General features: G+C 47.6%; 19 protein-coding genes. 16 read left to right on the top strand and 3 right to left on the bottom strand.

The features are described 5' to 3' along the window. Positions 1–14: 14 nt before the first annotated feature. The 15 genes from rlmN (at position 15) to NT239_02825 (ending at position 14,949) form a co-directional block, all read left to right on the top strand. Entirely contained in the window at positions 15–1,139 is a 1,125-nt protein-coding gene (gene rlmN, locus NT239_02895; protein XGA71805.1) for a 23S rRNA (adenine(2503)-C(2))-methyltransferase RlmN, read from the top strand. A 9-nt stretch (positions 1,140–1,148) separates the two neighbouring features. Then, entirely contained in the window at positions 1,149–1,895 is a 747-nt protein-coding gene (locus tag NT239_02890) for a tetratricopeptide repeat protein (protein ID XGA71804.1), read from the top strand. Next, positions 1,888–2,757 (top strand): DUF4115 domain-containing protein, encoded by an 870-nt coding sequence (locus tag NT239_02885; GenBank protein ID XGA71803.1) that lies wholly within the window; start codon positions 1,888–1,890, stop codon positions 2,755–2,757. Before NT239_02890 ends, NT239_02885 begins: the two co-directional genes overlap by 8 nt. A 3-nt stretch (positions 2,758–2,760) precedes the next feature. Next, positions 2,761–4,035: a flavodoxin-dependent (E)-4-hydroxy-3-methylbut-2-enyl-diphosphate synthase gene (gene ispG, locus NT239_02880; GenBank protein XGA71802.1), complete on the top strand. Its 1,275-nt coding sequence runs from the start codon at positions 2,761–2,763 to the stop codon at positions 4,033–4,035. Between the two features lie 26 nt (positions 4,036–4,061). After that, positions 4,062–5,333 carry a histidine--tRNA ligase gene (gene hisS / locus NT239_02875; protein XGA71801.1) on the top strand — a complete coding sequence of 424 codons (1,272 nt, stop codon included), beginning with the start codon at positions 4,062–4,064 and terminating at the stop codon, positions 5,331–5,333. Between the two features lie 21 nt (positions 5,334–5,354). Then, positions 5,355–5,984, top strand: coding sequence for a tetratricopeptide repeat protein (locus tag NT239_02870; GenBank protein XGA71800.1), 630 nt, complete (start codon positions 5,355–5,357; stop codon positions 5,982–5,984). A 1-nt stretch (position 5,985) separates the two neighbouring features. Continuing rightward, positions 5,986–7,113: an outer membrane protein assembly factor BamB gene (gene bamB / locus NT239_02865; protein ID XGA71799.1), complete on the top strand. Its 1,128-nt coding sequence runs from the start codon at positions 5,986–5,988 to the stop codon at positions 7,111–7,113. 9 nt (positions 7,114–7,122) lie between these two features. Next, positions 7,123–8,475: a ribosome biogenesis GTPase Der gene (gene der, locus NT239_02860; protein ID XGA71798.1), complete on the top strand. Its 1,353-nt coding sequence runs from the start codon at positions 7,123–7,125 to the stop codon at positions 8,473–8,475. A 97-nt stretch (positions 8,476–8,572) separates the two neighbouring features. After that, positions 8,573–8,824, top strand: coding sequence for an RNA chaperone Hfq (gene hfq, locus NT239_02855; GenBank protein XGA71797.1), 252 nt, complete (start codon positions 8,573–8,575; stop codon positions 8,822–8,824). 117 nt (positions 8,825–8,941) lie between these two features. Continuing rightward, entirely contained in the window at positions 8,942–10,045 is a 1,104-nt protein-coding gene (gene hflX, locus NT239_02850) for a GTPase HflX (protein ID XGA71796.1), read from the top strand. Beyond that, the gene (gene hflK / locus NT239_02845) at positions 10,046–11,224 is read left to right on the top strand and encodes an FtsH protease activity modulator HflK (protein ID XGA71795.1); all 1,179 of its coding nucleotides are present in this window, start codon (positions 10,046–10,048) and stop codon (positions 11,222–11,224) included. A gap of 12 nt (positions 11,225–11,236) precedes the next feature. Further along, positions 11,237–12,115: a protease modulator HflC gene (hflC, locus tag NT239_02840; protein XGA71794.1), complete on the top strand. Its 879-nt coding sequence runs from the start codon at positions 11,237–11,239 to the stop codon at positions 12,113–12,115. Then, positions 12,112–12,297, top strand: coding sequence for a DUF2065 domain-containing protein (locus NT239_02835; protein XGA71793.1), 186 nt, complete (start codon positions 12,112–12,114; stop codon positions 12,295–12,297). The genes hflC and NT239_02835 overlap by 4 nt, the downstream gene beginning before the upstream one ends. 86 nt (positions 12,298–12,383) lie before the next feature. After that, positions 12,384–13,529 carry an ATP phosphoribosyltransferase regulatory subunit gene (locus NT239_02830; GenBank protein XGA71792.1) on the top strand — a complete coding sequence of 382 codons (1,146 nt, stop codon included), beginning with the start codon at positions 12,384–12,386 and terminating at the stop codon, positions 13,527–13,529. Positions 13,530–13,653: 124 nt separating this feature from the next. Next, a complete protein-coding gene (locus NT239_02825; protein XGA71791.1) occupies positions 13,654–14,949 on the top strand; it encodes an adenylosuccinate synthase in 1,296 nt (431 codons plus the stop codon). 94 nt (positions 14,950–15,043) lie between these two features. Here the strand turns inward: NT239_02825 and NT239_02820 are convergent, their stop codons facing one another. Beyond that, positions 15,044–16,009 (bottom strand): C40 family peptidase, encoded by a 966-nt coding sequence (locus NT239_02820; GenBank protein XGA71790.1) that lies wholly within the window; start codon positions 16,007–16,009, stop codon positions 15,044–15,046. An 85-nt stretch (positions 16,010–16,094) separates the two neighbouring features. On the opposite strand from NT239_02820, the gene NT239_02815 reads away from it, so the two are divergent. Further along, positions 16,095–17,780, top strand: a complete 1,686-nt coding sequence (locus NT239_02815; protein ID XGA71789.1) for an AarF/UbiB family protein — start codon at positions 16,095–16,097, stop codon at positions 17,778–17,780. Here the strand turns inward: NT239_02815 and NT239_02810 are convergent. Beyond that, a complete protein-coding gene (locus tag NT239_02810) occupies positions 17,777–18,289 on the bottom strand; it encodes a DNA-deoxyinosine glycosylase (GenBank protein XGA71788.1) in 513 nt (170 codons plus the stop codon). The two genes, NT239_02815 and NT239_02810, sit on opposite strands and share 4 nt — an antisense overlap. Positions 18,290–18,309: 20 nt before the next feature. Further along, complete coding sequence (locus NT239_02805; protein XGA71787.1) at positions 18,310–20,112, bottom strand: methyl-accepting chemotaxis protein; 1,803 nt, start codon at positions 20,110–20,112, stop codon at positions 18,310–18,312. Between the last annotated feature and the right edge of the window lie 22 nt (positions 20,113–20,134).

Raw genomic sequence — 20,134 nt, 5'->3', positions numbered from 1 at the left:
CGGAGCACACAATCATGTCATTAAATTTGTTGGATTACGATGCTGAGAAGCTGGGCGCTTTGATGGTGCAGATGGGGGAGAAGCCTTTTCGTGCCAAGCAGCTGCTCAAGTGGATTCATCAGCGTGGCGCCGCTGATTTTGACGTGATGAGCGATATTGCGAAGTCATTTCGTCAGAAATTGGCTGACCAAGCGTGTGTAGCTCCGCCATCCATGATGGCCGAGCAAATTGCGCAAGACGGCACGCGCAAATGGCTGCTCGACGTGGGAACGGGTAATGGCGTAGAAGCAGTGTTTATTCCTGAGGATGATCGCGGCACGCTCTGTGTATCGAGTCAGGTTGGCTGTGCGCTGGACTGTACGTTCTGTTCGACCGCGCGCCAAGGTTTTAACCGCAATTTAAGTACGGCAGAAATTGTGGGGCAGTTGTGGTGGGCCAATCAGCGACTTTCTTTTGATGCAGCCCGCTTGGGTACGGCTGTGAACGAAGATACGCGCATTGTGTCCAATGTTGTGATGATGGGTATGGGTGAGCCGCTGGCAAACTACGATAACGTCGTCGCAGCAATGAAATTGATGCTCGATGACAATGCCTATGGCTTGTCGCGCCGCCGCGTTACGTTATCAACTTCAGGGATGGTGCCGCAATTATTGAAATTGCGTGAAGACTGTCCGGTGGCGTTGGCGGTGAGCTTGCATGCACCGAACGACAAAATTCGGGATGAAATTGTACCAATTAATAAAAAATACCCATTGAAAGAATTGCTCAATGCCTGCAATTCATACTTAGAAAAAGCGCCGCGCGATTTTGTGACGTTTGAGTATGTCATGCTGGCAGGGATTAACGATCAGCCAGAACATGCGCGCCAGTTGGTGGATTTGGCTCGTTCAGTGTCTTGTAAGTTTAACTTGATACCGTTTAATCCATTCCCAAATTCGGGTTATGCACGATCAGGTCGCGATGCGATTACTCGCTTCCGTGATATTCTGACTCAGGCTGGTTATATCGTGACGGTGCGTAAAACGCGTGGCGATGATATTGATGCCGCGTGTGGCCAATTGGCTGGACAGGTTTTAGATAAAACCCGTCGTACTGAGAAAATGGCTGAGGCTCGCCCCATTTTGTTTCAACCAAAATAAGGCTTTGCAATGAAAAAATACGGCTTGATTGCTTTAATGTTGGCGCTTTCTCCGTTGTCTTTTGCCAATGATGAAGGTGGCTCAGACCAGCAGCGAGCAGCGACCCGTACGAGTTTGGCATCAGAGTATTTTCGTCGTGGCGCCTATGCAGTTGCTATTGAAGAGGCCAAAAAAGCCCTTGAAGCAGAGTCTGAATATCCCCAGGCATTGAATGTTTTGGCAGTGTCTTATTTAGCGCTCAAGGATGAGCAATCAGGAAGGGCCTACTTTGAGCGAGCAGTAAAGGCCGCACCCAAAGACTCGGATATCAACCAAAACTATGGTAATTATTTATGCGAGCGCGGGGAGTACAGGGCAGGCTTGGCACGCTATGAAGTTGTGCTCACAAATAAACTTTACCCAACACCCGATTTAACGCTGATTGCTGCTGCAAGGTGCAGTCTGAAAGCGGGTGATCAGGTCTTGGCGAAGCAGTATTTCGATCGTGCTAGCAAGCAGGCAACGAATAACTTGTCTGTTAAATTCCAGATTTCGGAGTATTTGCTGGGTGAGGGTGATTTGCCTCGCTCTAAGCAGCTTTTTATGGAAGTATTACGTGCTTTGCCGAAAGCGCCGTCAGAATTACTCTGGCTTGGCGTACGGATTGAACGTAAAATCGGCAATAAAGAGGCAGAATTGCGTTACGCGAATGAATTGAAGCGTAATTATCCTGACTCAGTTGAGGCAACTAAGCTTTTGACCGGACAATATGATTGAAGAACAACAAAATAAGCCAAATTCCCCTTTTTTACCGGCTGGTCGCCAACTTCGTACCGCCCGTGAAGCACGCGGTTTATCGATTGATGATGTTGCAGGTCAACTTAAACTAGCTCGTCGGCAGGTTGAAGCATTAGAGCATGAAGCATTTGATGAATTGCCTAGCAATTTATTTATCCGTGGTTTTGTGCGTAACTACGCCCGCTTGTTAGATATTGATTCAGCCCCACTCATTGAATACCTAGCTAGTGTATTGCCACAGGATGTAGCAACAGAAAGTGTTGCAGCGGTAAACGTTGAAATTAATCGCTCGTTTCCTGATATGCGAACACCGAGTAAATCATCTAGTTCATCGCTATTTGTTATCGTTGCGCTAGTGGGTGTTTTTATTGGTGTCGGCGCCGTGTATTGGTATTTGCAGCAACCGTCCACGCCTGATGTTGCCTTGCCCGATGCTGGGCCGGAGGTTGTGCCTGCGTCTGTGGTGCTAGAGCAAGCGTCTGCGCCAAACTTGGCCAGCGCAGTAGTGACAGCTGCGCCAATTTCAAGTGCGAGCGTGGCTTCCAAAGTTGAGGTGGCTGCGGCATCGCAAGCTAGTGTAGCTTCTGCCGTGGCAGGGCAGCAAACTGTAACTGTCTTAACTGAGTCGGATAGCTGGGTGCAAATCGTAGATAGCGCTGGAAATAAAGTGTTGTCTGAAATTGTACGCCCAGGCTATGAGCGCAGTGTCACAGGGCTTGCGCCGTTCTCGGTCAAAATTGGTAATGCTCCTAAAACAAAATTATCACTGCAAGGTCGGGCTGTAGATTTGAGTGCCTATCTCAAGCCAGGTTCTGACGTCGTAAATTTGGAATTGAAATAATTCATGTCTAGTCCGATTGTTCGTCGTAAAACGCGTCAGGTTCAAATTGGCAATATTTGGGTTGGTAGCGATCATCCGGTAATGGTTCAATCGATGACCAATACTGATACCGCCGATGCTGAAGCGACGGCACGCCAAATTTTTGAATTGTGGCGCGCTGGTTCTGAAGCTGTTCGCATTACGGTCAATAGCGCCGAAGCTGCTGCGCAGGTTGCCAATATCAAAACCAAGCTAGAAAACTGGGGCTGTAGAGTTCCTTTGGTGGGGGATTTTCACTTTAACGGTGATCGCCTGCTGCGTGACTATCCTGATTGCGCCGAAGCTTTGGCCAAATATCGCATTAACCCTGGCAATGTCGGCAAGGGCGCAAAGCGCGACGAAAAATTCGCTTACATGATTGAAAAAGCAGTTGAATACAATAAGCCGGTGCGTATTGGTGTGAACTGGGGGTCGCTGGATCAATCGATTGCCGCTCGGATGATGGACGAAAACTCTAAGCGCTCACAACCGTTGACTGCCGAAGCTGTAATGCGTGAAGCTTTGATTGTTTCGGCGCTTGAATCGGCTGATCAAGCGATTGCTTGGGGTTTATCTCCAGATAAAATTTTATTGTCGTGCAAGGTTTCGCATGTACAAGATTTGATCGCGGTTTACCGTGATCTGGGTGCGCGTTGTGATTACCCACTGCATTTGGGGTTGACTGAGGCCGGAATGGGCTCGAAAGGCATCGTCGCTTCAAGTGCTGCTTTGGCGGTGCTCATGCAGGAAGGGATTGGCGATACGATTCGTATTTCACTAACGCCTGAGCCCAATGGCGATCGAACCAAAGAAGTTGTAGTCGCGCAAGAATTGCTGCAAACGATGGGATTGCGCAGCTTCACGCCTTTGGTTACGGCCTGCCCTGGATGTGGTCGTACCACGTCAACTGTGTTTCAAGAGTTGGCGCAGGATATTCAGAACTTTTTGCGCGAGCAAATGCCGGTTTGGCGTTCGCAATACCCTGGCGTGGAAGAAATGAAAGTCGCCGTGATGGGCTGTGTCGTCAATGGCCCTGGCGAGTCAAAATTGGCCGACATTGGCATTAGTTTGCCCGGTACCGGGGAAGTCCCAGTTTGCCCAGTGTATGTTGATGGGCAAAAGGACGTGACGCTCAAAGGCGATAATGTCGCGCAGGAATTTCAGGCGATTGTCGAAAATTATGTGGTAACCCGCTACGGGGAAAATGGTAGTAAGCGCCGTTTAGATGCGCCAAAAATTATTCCACTGGCTCAGATTTAATTTTAGTTTTAGGTAGAAAAATAAAAATGGCTCAAACCATTCAAGGGATTCGCGGCATGAACGACGTTCTGCCGCAAGAGGTGTCACAGTGGCAGTTTTTTGAGCGCGTCTCGCGCGAGTGGCTAGCTGCCTACGGCTACAGCCAAATTCGCATGCCTATCGTTGAGTCAACGCATTTGTTTGTTCGCGGCGTTGGTGAACACACGGATATCGTTGAAAAAGAAATGTATGCCTTTGAGGATAGACTCAATGGTGAAAAACTAACGCTGCGCCCTGAAGGGACTGCAGGCTGTGTGCGTGCGTGTATCGAGCATGGTTTGCTTTATAACCAAACCCAACGCCTTTGGTATATGGGGCCAATGTTCCGACACGAGCGACCACAAAAAGGGCGTCTGCGGCAGTTTAACCAATTAGGTGTTGAAGTATTTGGCTTTGCAACGCCGGATGTAGACGCTGAAGTTATTCTGATGTTGGCCGATCTCTGGCGTCGCTTAGGTTTGACGGGTTTGACCTTGGAGCTTAATTCACTGGGTGATACTAGCGAGCGTGCAGCTCACCGCGCCGAGTTGATTAAATACCTTGAGGGGTATGTTGATATACTCGATGAGGATGGCAAGCGCCGACTATATACCAACCCTTTGCGTGTTTTAGATACCAAAAATCCTGCACTGCAAGAAATGGCGGAAAACGCACCCCGCTTGAGTGATTTTTTAGGGGAAGAATCGAAAGCGCATTTCGAGGGTGTTAAAGCCTTGCTAGATGATGCGGGGATTGCTTATGTTATTAACCCGCGTTTGGTTCGTGGTCTGGACTACTATAACCGCACTGTTTTTGAGTGGACGACGACAGAATTAGGTGCACAGGGTACGGTTGCCGCGGGTGGGCGCTATGATGGCCTAGTCGAGCAATTGGGCGGCAAGCCTTGCCCAGCGGTGGGTTTTGGTATGGGGATTGAGCGCCTAATTCTATTGCTTGAAGCTCAAAATATCTCGGCTCCACCGCAAGCTCCTGATGTGTATGTGGTAAGTCAGGGTGATGTAGCGGCACGTTACGCATTTGGAGCTGCTCAACGATTACGCGCAATCGGTCTCAATGTGATATATCATGCTGGCGGCGGTAGTTTTAAATCACAATTTAAAAAAGCCGATCAGTCTGGGGCCCGATATGCATTGATTATTGGTGACGGTGAAATGGAAAACCAAACTGCCAATATCAAAGTATTAACCGGCGAACAGAAGGGCGAACAGCAAACAGTTTCGCAAGATCAATTGGTTAGTGTGTTTAGTAGTCTTAAATAATTAAGGGACGACGGGGTTAACATGGCAGCTTTTGATTTACAAGAACAAGAACAAATTGCCGAGCTGAAAGCTTGGTGGCATGGCTGGGGGAAATCTCTGGCTGCCGCTGTTATTTTAGCTTTGCTTGCTTACGCTGCTTGGGCTGGTTGGCAAAGCTGGCAAAAACGTCAAGCGGCTAAGGCTGCGGATTTGTACGTGCAATTGCAGGTGCAGGCTGCGGATGCCGATAAATTTGGCGCTACATTAACTACGCTTAAAACTGATTTTAAAGATTCACCGTATACCGCTCGCGCCGCATTAGCCGCCGCGAAGTTGGCATATATGAATGGCGATTCTGCCAAAACGCGCGATGAATTAAATTGGGTTATCAATAACGCCAAAGAAATTTCATTACGAGACACAGCAAAATTGCGTCTAGCCAGCGTGTTGTTGGATGACAAAAAATTTGATGAAGCCTTAGCCTTGGTAAAGGCGCCAGAGGAAGAAACCTATTCAGCTTTGTTCGCTGAAATGCGTGGTGATGTTCAATTTGCTAAAAATGACGTTTCTGCAGCCGCAGATTCTTACCGCCAAGCAATTGCAAAACTGCCGAAAGATTCACCGAATCTCAAATTGGTTGAAGTAAAACTTGATGTACTTGGAGCTAAGTAAAATGCGAGGTTTGCGCTACGCTGTACTAGCCAGCGCTTTAGCTTTGGCTGCCTGCTCGAGTACGAGCAATATTCCTGATCCATCCCCGTTGCCGGTCTTGAGTAAAAATACGCCAGCTAAACTGCTATGGAAAAATTCGGTTGGCAATGACACAATTTATCGCTTTCAACCAGCTTTTTTTGGTGATGATGTTGCTGTGGTTGGTGGCAACAATAATTTGGCCTTATTGGATCGTAAAACTGGCCGTACCAAATGGCAGGTCAAGCTTGAGCAGGAAATTGCTGGTGGTGTAGGAGTAGGTAATAACCTCGTTGCTGCGGGCAGTTTAAAAGGCGATGTCATCGCGCTCGATTTAACGACTGGCAAAACGATCTGGAGCGTGAAAACTTCTAGTGAAGTGATTGCTTCACCTTTGGTTGAACGTGGTTTGGTCATTGTTCGCTCGGCAGATGGCAAGGTTAGTGCCTTTTCTGCCGAAAAGGGTGAGTTGAAGTGGGTGTACCAGCGTCCACAGCCTGCTTTGCAACTGCGTAACTATGCGCCACCTGTCGTTGCTGATGGCATCGTTTATGTAGGGCAAGCAGCCGGGCGTTTGTCTGCCTTGGCTTTAGAAGATGGTCGTGTTTTATGGGAAGCTCCGATTGCTTTGCCTCGCGGCGCCAGTGACCTTGAGCGTGTAACGGATATTGTAAGCCCACCTGTCGTTCATGCTGATATGGTTTGTGCGGTGGCGTATCAAGGCCGTGTGGCGTGCATTAGCACCAAAAATGGTTCTTTAGTTTGGACACGAGAAATTTCGAGTTGGGCCGGTCTTGGTATTGACGAGCGCCACGTCTACGTGACGGATGTCAAAGGCCATATCAATGCCTTTGAACGCAATACTGGGCGTTCAGTATGGAAGCAGGATAAATTGGCGTATCGCTTTGTCAGTGCGCCAGCAGTATTGGGTAATCAGGTTGTAGTAGGTGATCTTGAAGGTTATTTGCACTATCTTGACCCTGAAGATGGGTCTTTGGTGGGGCAGCAAGCCACCGATGGCAGCCGTATTTATTTAGCACCGCAATCGGTCGGTACCGAAGCCTTGGTTCAGACGCGAAAAGGCAGTTTGTATTTGCTTGGTGCACAGTAAGAGAATTGAATGAAACCAACAATTGCCCTAGTGGGCCGCCCCAATGTGGGCAAATCAACTTTATTTAATCGTTTGACTAAAACACGCGATGCCTTGGTTGCTGATCAACCTGGCTTAACACGTGATCGTCACTACGGGCACGGCAAAGTGGGTGAAAAGCCCTACCTTGTGATTGATACTGGCGGTTTTGAGCCAGTTGTCGACGAAGGCATTATGTTTGAGATGGCTAAGCAGACATTGCAAGCGGTCGACGAAGCTGATGCGATTGTATTTATCGTTGACGGCCGAAATGGTTTGACGCCACAAGACAAAATTATTGCAAACCGCTTGCGTCAGGGTGATCGCCCTGTCTGGGTTGCGGTCAATAAAATCGAAGGCATGAATCGCGCGGTGATGACCGCTGAGTTTCATGAATTGGGTTTGGGCGATCCCGTTGCGATTTCTGCTACCCACGGTGAGGGCGTACGTGATCTGATTAATGAGATTTTGGAAGGCTTTCCAGAGCCTGAGCCAGAAGAAGAAATCACGCACCCAATGTTCGCGATTGTTGGCCGTCCGAATGTTGGTAAGTCGACCTTGGTGAATACCATTCTTGGTGAAGAGCGTGTTATTGCGTTTGATGCGCCAGGTACTACACGCGATTCGGTATTTATTGATTTTGAGCGCAACGGGCAAAATTACACCGTCATTGATACTGCGGGTGTTCGTCGTCGTGGCAAAGTAACCGATATGATCGAGAAGTTTTCGGTTATTAAGACGATGCAAGCGATTGAAGATTGTAATGTGGTCATTTTGGTGCTGGATGCTACGCAAGATGTTTCCGATCAAGATGCCAAAATTGCAGGCTTCGTTCTAGAGTCGGGTCGCGCACTAGTTGTTGCAATTAATAAGTGGGAAGCTGCTGATGAAGAGCAGCGCAATACGATTAAGCGTGAAATTGGTCGTAAGCTTGCATTCTTAGAGTTTGCTAAGTTTCACTATATTTCGGCCCTGCAAGGTAAAGGTGTTGGCGATTTGTTTGGATCAATTCACCAGGCCTATGATGCTGCAATGATCAAGATTCCAACGCCAAAATTGACTCGTGCGCTGCAATTGGCGATGGAACGTCAGCAACCACCAATCGCGGGCAAGATTCGTCCGAAGATGCGTTATGCTCACCAAGGTGGTAGTAATCCACCTGTTGTTGTGATCCACGGCAATGCACTCGAAGCTGTACCTGCATCATACTGGCGTTATCTTGAGCATTTCTTTATGAAAACCTTCAAGCTGCAAGGTACACCGCTGCGTGTGCAATTTAAGAAGGGTGGTAATCCATTTGAAGGGAAAGCGCCTCCCAAACTAAATCGCCGTGGTAATAAATAATTACAATGTGTAAGTTGTAAAAAAGTGTACTATAAGCGTAAGATGTTTTGACTCGAGCCGTATAGACGGATAAACAATAACAAACCGGAGAATAAAAATGAGTGCTAAGGGGCAAATGTTGCAAGATCCTTTTTTAAACATCTTGCGCAAAGAGCATGTGCCAGTGTCAATTTATTTAGTGAATGGCATTAAGTTGCAAGGGCAAATCGAATCGTTTGACCAATATGTGGTGTTGTTGCGTAACACAGTTACTCAAATGGTATATAAGCATGCGATTTCGACGGTGGTGCCTTCACGTTCTGTGAATGTGCCACATGACAATCCTGCGGCAGCAACTACTGAAGATTAATTGCAGCGGTTATTGGTTTGAAACCCCGAAAGATCAAACTTTCGGGGTTTTTTCATCTTGGGTTTGACGATTTTGTCCCCATCTTATCGCTAGTTATTTACGATTATTGAGGTCGGCATGTTTGAACGCCATCAAGGCGGTGATGAGGCAATTTTAGTTTGTCTCGATTTTGGTGAACCCGATTACCGCGATGGTGTCGATGAATTTGTCGAGTTGGTAAAGTCCGCTGGTGTGATTCCCTTGCAAATCATCGAAGGCAAGCGCCAGCGTCCTGATCCAGCCTATTTTGCAGGTAGTGGTAAAGCGGATGAGATTGCACAAGCTGTTGCCGAGCACCAAGCGCAGCTGGTGATTTTTAATCATCAGCTTTCTCCTGCGCAAGAACGAAACTTAGAGAAAAAAGCACAGTGTCGTGTACTGGATCGTACGACGCTCATTTTGGACATATTTGCGCAAAGAGCACGCACTGCTGAGGGTAAATTGCAGGTTGAATTAGCGCAATTAGCGCATATTCAGACACGATTGATCCGAGGTTGGACCCACTTGGAGCGCCAAAAAGGCGGTGTAGGCTTACGCGGGCCGGGTGAGACGCAGCTCGAAACTGACCGTCGTTTGATCGGTATTCGCGTTAAGCGGCTAAAAGATCAGCTACAAACAGTGCAAAAGCAGCGTGCCACGCAACGTAAAGCGCGTGATCGAAATCGTGAGTTTACTGTTTCGATTGTTGGCTATACCAATGCCGGAAAATCAACGCTGTTTAATGCCTTAACCAAGGCGAAAATATATGTTGCAAATCAGTTGTTTGCCACACTAGATACGACTAGCAGAAAGTTGTTTTTAGATGCTGAGCATTCTATTGTTCTGTCTGACACTGTTGGATTTATTCGCCAGTTGCCACACACATTAGTCGCTGCATTTCGCGCCACCTTAGAAGAAACAATTAACGCTGATTTGCTTTTGCACGTGGTTGATATCAACCATCCGATGCGTGAATTGCAAATCGCAGAAGTCAATAAAGTATTAACTGAAATTGGTGCGGAACATATTCCCCAGTTGATGGTCTTTAATAAGATTGATCAAAAATTATTGCCCGCAGAAATGCAGCGCAATGAATATGATAAAATCCATACAGTTAAATTAAGTGCAATCCAAGGAGATGGCCTTGATTTACTTCGTGCCGCGTTGATTGAAGCAATGAGCCAATCGCAAAAGGAAGAATAAATGAGTCAGAATGATCCGCAGTGGGGTGGTGGCCGTAAAGGCAATAATGGTGGCCCTCCTGATTTAGATGACATTTTTCGCTCGATTACCGACAAATTTAACCGCCTAATGGGTGGTAAGCCTGCAATGAACCAACCCTCAGGTAAAAGTGGTTCTACTGGGGCTCTGGTTTTGGCTGGTGGGTTGTTTGTGTTATGGGTTGGCTCTGGTATTTATGTGGTGGATGAGCGAGAGAATGCGGTCATTACTCGTTTTGGTAAATATACTCAAACCGTTGAAAGCGCTGGTTTGAAGTGGCATTTACCCTATCCGATTGAAGCACGCGAAATTGTAAACATGACTGAGCTGCGCAGCTTGGAAGTGGGGGTGCGTGGTTCTGCTGCCGCGGGTGATGAAAGCACCATGCTAACTGGTGATCAAAACATCATCGAAGTGCAGCTTGAGGTGCAATATAACCTCAACTCGGCACGCGATTTCTTGTTTAATAGCCGCCTAGAAGATAAAGATGGCCGTGATGTTGTAAAGCAAGCGGCTGAAACGGCAATTCGTGAAGTAGTCGGTAAAAATAAGGTTGATTACGTACTGAACGAAGGTCGCGGCAAGATCGGCGAAGATACCAAAGAGATTATTCAAGAGTTGTTGACCAAATATGGCACGGGCATCTCAGTGTCACGCGTTAATATTTCCGATGTTCAGCCACCTGAGCAGGTGCAGGCTGCATTTAGTGATGCGGTCAAGGCTCGTCAAGATCGCGCGCGTTTGATTAACGAAGGTACTGCCTACGCCAATGATGTGGTACCTAAAGCCAGTGGTATGGCTGCTCGCTTGAATGAAGAAGCCTTGGGTTATCGTCAGCAGGTGGTGGCGCGTGCCGAAGGTGATGCGTCGCGCTTCCGTCAGATCGCTGCTGAGTATGCAAAAGCACCACAGGTAACGCGTGATCGTATGTATCTCGATACAATGCAAACTGTGTATCAGAACACCACCAAAATCATGGTCGATCAAAAATCGAATGGCAATTTGTTATATTTGCCACTGGATAAGTTGATGCAAATGAATGTCCAGGGTGAGGTTGCGCCAGCTGCTGCGCCAGGTAAAACTGTGGAAGTGCCTGCAACAGTCCCAGTGAATGAAGCTCCCACGGCTGGTTCAGCGCGTGGTCAGCGTGACGGTCGATAAGGAGGCTGTGCAATGAATAAAATTATGCCTTTGTTGGCCGCCGTATTTTTTGGTCTATTCGTCTTTTCAACGATGTTTTTTACCTTGGATCAGCGTCAATATGCGATCGTGTTTCAGTTTTCTGAAGCAGTGCGCGTGATAAAAGATCCAGGTTTTCATTTCAAAATACCGCTGTTACAAGAAGTTCGGTACTTTGACAAACGCATTCAAACCATCGATGAAGAGTCTCCTGCGCGAATTCAAACCATCGAAAAAATGAACGTGAAAGCGGATAGCTTCATCAAATATCAGATTGTCGATGTAGAAAAATACTACAAAGCAGTTGGTGTTGATCAACGTAAGGGCGTCGATCGTTTAAGAAATACCGTAAATAATATGTTGCGTGATGAGTTCGGTAAACGTACGGTGCAAGACGTTATTTCTGGGCAGCGCGACGAAGTAATGAAGCACGTTCGTAAAGTGGCCGATGCTGATGCTGCACGCATTGGTGTTCAAGTTTTAGATGTGCGCATCAAACGTGTTGAGCTTGAGGACAGTACGCTCAATTCGGTCTACGAACGAATGCAGTCAGAGCGTAAAGCTGTAGCGAGCCAATTGCGTGCAGAAGGAAGTGCGGCAGCAGAGAAGATTAAAGCCGATGCTGATAAGCAACGTGAAGTGATTTTGGCGGACGCCTACAACCAAGCCCAGCAATTGAAGGGTGAGGGCGATGCCAAGGCGGCTGCATTGTATTCCGAAGCGTACGGTAAAAATCCAGAATTCTATGCTTTCTATAAGAGCTTGGACGCTTACAAGCAAAGCTTTGCGAAGAAAAGCGATGTTATGGTCATCGACCCTAGCGCTGACTTCTTTAAATACATGAAAAATCCACGTGCGGGCTCGGGTAAATGAGTTCGGCGATCTGGTTGGGTTTGGGGCTAATGCTGGTGTTTGAAGGCATTATGCCCTTTGCTTTGCCACATGTTTGGCGGGCTACACTGAAACGTATGTCTGAAATGAGTGATGGACAGATTCGTACGATTGGTTTTTGTTCGTTGATTATTGGTTTATTAATTTCGCTGGCGGCGACTTAAGCTTGAATAGTTTAGGGTATTGCTGTCTAAACATTAAATAACGCCCACTCCGGGGTAATACCTGGGTGGGCATTTGGTTTGTAAAGATGATGCGTAATTGGATTCTGCCTGAATATATCTCTGACGTTCTGCCTGCTGAGGCACGTCAAATTGAAAGTATGCGCCGTCGCATGCTTGATCAGTTTGCTCTATATGGTTATGAGCAGGTTGAGCCGCCACTTGTGGAATATGTTGAGTCTTTGCTAACCCAGCACGATGCCGCCTTGGATTTAAAAACTTTCAAGCTGGTTGACGAGCTGTCTGGACGCCAAATGGGCTTGCGTGCCGATATCACGCCGCAAGTGGCGCGAATTGATTCGCATATTCTGAATCGCCAAGGCGTTACACGTTTGTGTTATACCGGCTCTGTATTGTGCACGCGCCCAGATGGTTTGTTGTCGACGCGCCAGCCGCGCCAAATCGGAGCCGAAATCTACGGCTGCGCCAGCTTAGCCGCCGATGTTGAAATTATTGAATTGATGTTTGCCAGCTTAGCTGAAGCTGGTGTGATGGATGTTACGCTTGAAGTCGGGCACATCGGCTTATTTACTGCTTTAGCCGATGCTGCCAATTTTCAGGGTGAAGTGCGCCAACTGGCGTTTAACGCCTTAAAGCAAAAAGACAGCCCGACTTTGAAAGCGCTTACAGAAGATGTCGATGCTAAATTGGCGCAAGGTTTACTCGCGCTGGCTAATTGCTATGGTGATCTTGGTGTTCTGCAGCGTGCGCGTGAGGTTTTGCCAAATCTCGCAGCAGTTACAACCGCATTGAATACCTTGGAGCAACTGCATACGGCGCTCAGTGCACGAGGGATTGCCGTGCGCTTTGATTTAGCAGAACTACCTGGTAGTTATTACCATACGGGCTTGGTATTTAACGCCTACGCCAAAGGGTTTACCAATGCCGTTTCGCGCGGTGGACGGTATGATAGTGTCGGTGAAAAGTTTGGTCGTTCACGCCCTGCAACTGGTTTTAGTATCGATTTACGCTCTCTCACTTCAGTGCCGTTTCCACATCGCAAAGCTGGAATTTTAGCCCCAGCTAGTGACGATGTTGCTTTATTACAGCTGATTCGTAGTCTGCGTGAACAAGGTGAAACCGTGATCGTTGACCTTGGGGTGGTACAGTCTGAGGTTCAGGTGGATCGCACCTTGCAGCAAAAAGAGGGTGTTTGGCAAGTGCTAAGCCTGTAAAAATTAAGCCATTTTTTCAAAAAAAACGCTGGCTCTCACAGCGTTTTGACGTTAAAGTTCGGTCGCAACGTTACCGCTGTAATGTTGCCAAATTATTTTGTGTTTTATGCATCGAGGTTTGGGAATGAGCAGAAATGTAGTCGTTATCGGTACCCAGTGGGGTGACGAAGGTAAGGGCAAGATTGTTGACTGGCTGACCGATCACGCATCAGGCGTGGTGCGCTTTCAAGGCGGTCACAACGCTGGCCATACGCTGATTGTTGGCGGCAAAAAAACAGTTCTGCGTTTGATCCCATCGGGCATCTTGCACCCTGGTAAAGCGTGTTTTATCGGCAATGGCGTAGTGATTTCACCAGAAGCTTTGCTCAAAGAAATCGACGAATTGACGACTGCTGGCATCGACGTAATGAGCCGCCTGCGCATTTCTGAAGCTTGTCCGCTGATTCTGCCGTACCACATCGCCATCGACCAAGCGCGTGAAGCGGCGAAGGGCGAGAAAAAAATCGGTACCACGGGTCGTGGTATCGGTCCTGCTTACGAAGACAAAATCGCGCGTCGCTCGATCCGTCTGCAAGACCTGTATCACCCAGAGCGTTTCGCAGCTAAATTGCTCGAAAACCTCGACTGGTACAACTTTGCATTGAAAAATTACTTCAATGCTCCAACTCTTGATTTCCAAACAATTTACGACGAAACCTTAGCGTATGCTGAGCGTATTAAGCCTATGCTGGGTGACGTATCGCGTACTTTGTACGAGATGAACAAGGCAGGCGAGCCGCTGTTGTTTGAAGGTGCTCAAGGTACTTTGCTCGACGTAGATCACGGTACTTACCCGTACGTGACTTCAAGTAACTGTGTAGCCGGTGCTGCTGCGCCAGGCGCGGGTGTTGCGCCACAAATGCTGCAATACGTGTTGGGTATTGTGAAAGCGTACACCACGCGTGTTGGCTCTGGCCCATTCCCAACAGAGTTGTTCGATGACGTTGGTGCTGGCTTGGCGAAACGTGGCAACGAATTTGGTTCAGTCACTGGTCGTCCACGTCGCTGTGGTTGGTTTGATGCTGCTGCGCTCAAACGTTCAATCCAAATCAATGGCGTTTCAGGTTTGTGTGTCACTAAACTTGACGTCATGGACGGTATCGAAACGATCAAGCTGTGCGTTGGCTATAAAGTGAACGGTGTTGAAACTGATATCTTGCCAGTAGGTGCTGATGATATCGCGCTATGCGAACCAATCTACGAAGAGTGGGCTGGCTGGACAGAGAGCACATTTGGCGTGAAGTCTTGGGATGCCTTGCCAGAAAACGCGCGCAAATACTTGCAGCGTATTGCTGAGATCTGCGAAGCGCCAATTGATATCGTGTCAACTGGCCCAGATCGCGAAGAAACCATCGTTTTGCGCCACCCATACCAAGGTTAAGCGCTACGATAATAAAAAAGCCCCGCATGCGGGGCTTTTTTATTGGGGTATTGCCAGCTAAATCAGACTTAGATTGGTTTAGCTGGTAATACCCTTATTTGTTACTGCTCTTTTTGCTTGTGGTGTTTGTTTTTTTAGTGCTGTTGGTACTCTTTGAGCGTGATGTTGCTTTTGTACCCTTTTTTACGCTGGCTTTGCTGCTTTTAGCGCTGCTTCGCGTGGTCGCTTTGCTTGTGCTTGGCTTGCGTGACGATTTTGCACTTGGCTTGCTGGTGGTGCACTTGGTCACCGTTTTGCGATTTTTACCTTTGCCGGTGACGACTTTTTTACAAGTGCGGCTGCCGGTGGCTTCATTCACATCACGTGTACGCTCTGAGCGAGTCTCCTCGCGATTGCGCGCAGCGCTGCCTTGGCTTGGTCTGCTGCTCGATGCCAGCAATGAATTCACGTTTAGCCCAGCGTTACCGCCGTCGGCGATACGGCGCGCGCCGTTAAAGCGCGTTTGCCAATAACTTAAATTCATATTGGCCACTTCAACATTGCGGCCTTTGCGCGGTGAATGAATAAAGCGGTTGTCGCCCAAATAAATGCCGACGTGCGAAAAGGTACGGCCCAGCGTGTTAAAAAACACCAAGTCGCCTGGTTTAAGGTCCGATTTGTCGACGTTTTGCCCCGTCTGCGACATACCTAGTGCCGTGCGCGGTAGGGTAATGTTCATCGAGTTTTGAAAAACGTATTTGATAAAACCAGAGCAATCTAAGCCGGCCTCAGGCGTATTGCCGCCCCAGGTATATTTCACCCCAATCAAGCTCATTGCTGAGAGCAATAAGTCTTGTGCTGGCTGGTAGTCGCTACCCTTGGGCATGGCGGTAATTTTGGGTTTTGCCCGTGGTCGCGCTGTTGCGCTTGGCGCAGTATTATCACTCGGTGCAGACTCTAAGGAGTTTGCACTTTGCATAATACTAACCGGGTTGCTGTCGCCCAGCGGCATATCTTGATCCGCGTGACTTAATGGTGTGGTACAGCTCAAAACTGTAGCGAGAATGATGATCCATTTCATGGGCAAGAACTTTACGGGTGTAGAAAATGGCTGTAAAGCCTAAAATTCGGTTAATTTGCTAATTTGGCCCATATGGACAGACCCAATGCTAAAAGAAACGTTCACCGTGATGCGAGATTTACCTCGCGTGCGCGAGATTATTGCAATTTTAATGCGTCATGGCTTGGGTAATTTGGTACAAAGACTCGGCTTGGCAAAAGGGGTTGAACGTGCTGGTGATATTTTACATTGGCCGGGTGATCACGAAGTACAACTGTTGGAGCCCGCTGTGCGCGTTCGACGCGCTCTAGAAGAGCTAGGCCCCACGTTTATTAAACTTGGGCAAGTGCTGGCAACACGTGTCGATATGTTTCCCCCCGAGTGGATTGCTGAATTTGAAAAACTGCAAAGTGATGTGCCGCCACTCGCATTCGATCTACTTGAACCACAATTGCGTATTGCACTCGGGAGAGATCCGCATGAGGTATTTCAAGCCTTAGACCCCAACCCAATAGGCTCTGCCTCGATTGCGCAAGTGCATAGGGCGCAATTGCAAGATGGGCGGGAAGTCGTGCTTAAAATTCGTCGTCCTAATATTACGGCGAAAATTGAGGCTGATTTACGCATTTTGCGCCATATTGCTGGGCTAGCAACCTTCGAGTTTCCTGATTTACGCCGCTATCAGCCGGTACGAATGGTGGATGAGTTTGCCAAGTCGATTCATCGTGAGTTGAATTTATCGATTGAGGCGCGAAATTTGGAGCGGTTTATTACCAATTTTGCCGGCCACGATGAAATCATCATTCCGCAAGTGTGGTGGGAGTGGACTTCAGAGCGCTTAATTGTACAAGACTACATCGGGGGTGTTGCAGGGAATGATATTGCCGCGATCGATGCCGCAAAACTGGATCGTAAGGTACTTGCCGCGCGTGGCGCTGATGCGGTATTGAAGATGGTCTTGATTGATGGCTATTTTCATGCCGACCCTCATCCTGGTAACGTGAAATATCTTGCCGGGGAGAGGATTGCCTTTTTAGATTTTGGTATGGTTGGACGCTTACCACATCCGCGGCGTGATCATATTGTTGATTTACTCGCTGCGTTGGCCCAGCGTGATGAGCACGGCATTCTGAACGTATTACTCGAGTGGACCGGAGATACTGTTGTCGATGAGCAACGTCTAGCAGCTGATATTGCCGACTTCATGTTCAATTATGAGAATTTATCTCTTAAGGACGTGCAGTTTGGGCACCTGCTCAACGATGTGGCATTAATCATGCGCGAACATGAGATCACATTGCCATCGGATTTAACGCTACTTTTTAAAGCCCTGATTACGTTGGAGGGGCTGGGCAGGCAGTTGGACCCTGAGTTTCAAATGGTGCCGCATCTAACACCATTTGTACGTGAAGTGATTCTTGCGCGCTACAACCCAAATACGCTGTTTAAGCGCACGAAAGACAATTTTTTCGAGGCTTTTAATGTGCTATCAGGTTTGCCGCGTGATATCGGCAAGCTGATTAAGCAGGCGCGACGAGGTAATTTACGTGTTGATTTAGATTTAAAGCGGCTTGATCACTTTGGCGCGCAAATGGCAAAAAGTGCGAATCGATTGACGATGGGGATTGTGACTGGTGCTTTAATTATTGGCTCATCAATTGCAATGACCATAAAAGTAGGCCCCACCTTATTTGGTATGCCGCTACTGGGCTTTCTGGGTTTTGTGGTGGCCTTATTCAATGCAGTTTGGCTCATGCTAGCTATTTGGATTTCGGGTAAATCAGAACGCTAGATGCGGTGTGGCTGAATGCTAGATAAATGCTGGAAAATAGCATTCCATTGGGCTGTTTTTTCTGACTGGCTAAGGGTATAGGCTGGGCTGGTAGATGGGGCAGTACTCGTAGAGATATACGATGGGATGTACTTTTGGCCATGCTTAGCTGCAGTTTTGCCGTTGAATATCACTAGCTCCAGTTTTGCCAAGCGAGAAATCATCTCATCCAGACGATTGCCATTAATACTTTGCAGTGCCGAGTCTAGACTGCCTTGGCGTTGTGCTGAAGCGATAACGTCCCATAGGCCGATGTGGTGTAGACGAAGTTGCTCGTATCGCTGTTCAAAACTGAGTGAGCAAAAATTGATTTGCAGGAGTGAGGCCATAATGGGCCAAAAAGCATTGCGAGGATGGGCGTAATAATGACCAGCCTGTAACGAAGCATCACCAGGCAAGCTACCTAGAATTAAGATTCGGCACCCTTGATCGAAGATCGGCGCTAGGCATTCTTTTGTTGTGTTGTTCAATTTTGAAAATTTGACGGCAATTAATTTGCAGATAACTTCAGTAGTGCCGATCCATCAAAACCTAAACGCAAATTTCCCCAGAAACGTCCTTGAATATGAATGGGGAGATCTAATTCGGTCATGATTTCACCGGTATCACGGACATAGTTTTGCAGCAAGAAGCGTTCAGTATTTTTAGCTGCACGTAATCCTGCGGGGTCATTAAAGATGCGCTGGTCTCGGCTATTGATAAGATCAACAGATGAGTCGCCCGTCATCGCTTTGGAATACCAGCTATTGTGGGTTGGACCATACCCGTTGGAATCTACTGCTAAGGTAAATTTACCACCCGGCGCTGTTTTGGCTAATTCATCGTACAGCGGTTGAATTTCTTGTATGAATAAATGGTTGTAACTGGTTTTGAATTTGGCTGGTTTGGTATTGGCAATAGCTTGATAGTTTTGATCAAAGACATTGATGCCTCGATCCTGCATCGACTGAATTTTTTCAGCAATACGATCGCGATATTGGCCGCACAAATTAATCAAACCATCAAGAGGACCTTGGCCAATAACAAAGCGGCCGACCATTGCCTGAACGTCTTCGGTCGCTTTGGCAACGTCTTTTGACGATTCTGCTGAGCGCAGCATTTTTTCATTTACCGCTAAAGATAGTTGGTGAATTTCAGATACATTGGTATTGACCAAATTATTGGCCGAGGTAAATTGATCAAGAGTAATGGCAATTTGGCTTAAGGCTTGAGCTGTATTTTCAAAATCACTCACCATATGGGCAAATTGCGATGAGGCACTTTCCACAACTTCGCGAGTTAGGTTGGCATCTTGGGTAATGAGTTGTGTTTCGGCCAAAGTTTCCGAGACCTGTGACAACATACTGTCAATGTCGTGCGAAATTTCGTCAGTAGCGACCCCCACTTTCTCGGCGAGTTTTCGAACCTCATCTGCGACCACTGCAAACCCGCGGCCTTGTTCACCTGCTCGGGCGGCCTCGATTGCCGCATTCAGTGCTAGCAAGTTGGTTTGTCCGGCAATTTCTTTAATCAAATCGACGATTGTTTTTATGCTCGCCGATCGTTTATTAAGCCCATCGACTGTTTGGTTAAAGCTGGCGATTTTCGTATTAATGGTGTTGATGCGGCTCACCACATTTTGTAGTTCCGAATATGAGGCGTGCGCTTTGTCTAGATTGGCCGCAGTAGTGTTGGAAATCTCGCCTGTCTGTTTTGATACAAGGCCAATCCCGGCGGATGTTGAATTGCTCGCTTCAACGACCTTTTTAGCTAATTGGTCTTGCTGTTCACTGGCGAGTGCTGAATCGCGGATATGTTTTTGTGATTTTGCAGCTTCAAGTGCCATGCCAATTGTTTTGGTTTGTACATTAGCTATGATTTCACGTTGCTTGCTTAAAAAGCGGTTGCAAGACATGCCTAGTTGGCTAATTTCATCGCTGTATGGCGTCGGAATGTCGCGAGATAGGTCGCCCTCATGATCTGCAGCATCAACAAAAACGCGATTGATTAAGCGTACCGGCTTTGTGATCCAGAGGTGAAAGTAAACGATCTCAATCAGGCATAGGATGATGGATGCAGCAGTAAGCAGTAGGGCTAGCCATTCAAGCTGCTCAAAAAGGGTGAGTGCAGCACTTTGAATCGATGGTTGTGAGTACTGGGCCGTTAGGCGGATAAATTCGTTTTTTGCACTGATGATGGCTAGGTAAATACCTAGCGGAAAAAGGCTCAGTAAGGCAATAAACGCGTACTTGCGCCCTAGGGTGGGTATGAAGTTGCGCTCAAATGAGCGATGAAAATCAGCAATCCACGACATACCCTATACCCAATTCGACCAG

Source organism: Chitinibacter sp. SCUT-21, from assembly GCA_041874755.1.
Lineage (GTDB): Bacteria > Pseudomonadota > Gammaproteobacteria > Burkholderiales > Chitinibacteraceae > Chitinibacter.
This window is presented reverse-complemented; position numbering and strand designations above follow the sequence as displayed.

Bases quoted from the DNA above. Each gene is read 5' to 3' on its own strand.
- NT239_02835 (XGA71793.1), top strand. From the start codon at position 12,112: ATGAGTTCGGCGATCTGGTTGGGTTTGGGGCTAATGCTGGTGTTTGAA.
- NT239_02820 (XGA71790.1), bottom strand. From the start codon at position 16,009: ATGAAATGGATCATCATTCTCGCTACAGTTTTGAGCTGTACCACACCA.
- NT239_02815 (XGA71789.1), top strand. From the start codon at position 16,095: ATGCTAAAAGAAACGTTCACCGTGATGCGAGATTTACCTCGCGTGCGC.
- hflC (XGA71794.1), top strand. From the start codon at position 11,237: ATGAATAAAATTATGCCTTTGTTGGCCGCCGTATTTTTTGGTCTATTC.
- NT239_02825 (XGA71791.1), top strand. From the start codon at position 13,654: ATGAGCAGAAATGTAGTCGTTATCGGTACCCAGTGGGGTGACGAAGGT.
- der (XGA71798.1), top strand. From the start codon at position 7,123: ATGAAACCAACAATTGCCCTAGTGGGCCGCCCCAATGTGGGCAAATCA.
- NT239_02830 (XGA71792.1), top strand. From the start codon at position 12,384: ATGATGCGTAATTGGATTCTGCCTGAATATATCTCTGACGTTCTGCCT.
- NT239_02890 (XGA71804.1), top strand. From the start codon at position 1,149: ATGAAAAAATACGGCTTGATTGCTTTAATGTTGGCGCTTTCTCCGTTG.
- NT239_02885 (XGA71803.1), top strand. From the start codon at position 1,888: ATGATTGAAGAACAACAAAATAAGCCAAATTCCCCTTTTTTACCGGCT.
- hflK (XGA71795.1), top strand. From the start codon at position 10,046: ATGAGTCAGAATGATCCGCAGTGGGGTGGTGGCCGTAAAGGCAATAAT.
- NT239_02805 (XGA71787.1), bottom strand. From the start codon at position 20,112: ATGTCGTGGATTGCTGATTTTCATCGCTCATTTGAGCGCAACTTCATA.
- hflX (XGA71796.1), top strand. From the start codon at position 8,942: ATGTTTGAACGCCATCAAGGCGGTGATGAGGCAATTTTAGTTTGTCTC.
- ispG (XGA71802.1), top strand. From the start codon at position 2,761: ATGTCTAGTCCGATTGTTCGTCGTAAAACGCGTCAGGTTCAAATTGGC.
- hisS (XGA71801.1), top strand. From the start codon at position 4,062: ATGGCTCAAACCATTCAAGGGATTCGCGGCATGAACGACGTTCTGCCG.
- bamB (XGA71799.1), top strand. From the start codon at position 5,986: ATGCGAGGTTTGCGCTACGCTGTACTAGCCAGCGCTTTAGCTTTGGCT.
- rlmN (XGA71805.1), top strand. From the start codon at position 15: ATGTCATTAAATTTGTTGGATTACGATGCTGAGAAGCTGGGCGCTTTG.
- NT239_02870 (XGA71800.1), top strand. From the start codon at position 5,355: ATGGCAGCTTTTGATTTACAAGAACAAGAACAAATTGCCGAGCTGAAA.
- hfq (XGA71797.1), top strand. From the start codon at position 8,573: ATGAGTGCTAAGGGGCAAATGTTGCAAGATCCTTTTTTAAACATCTTG.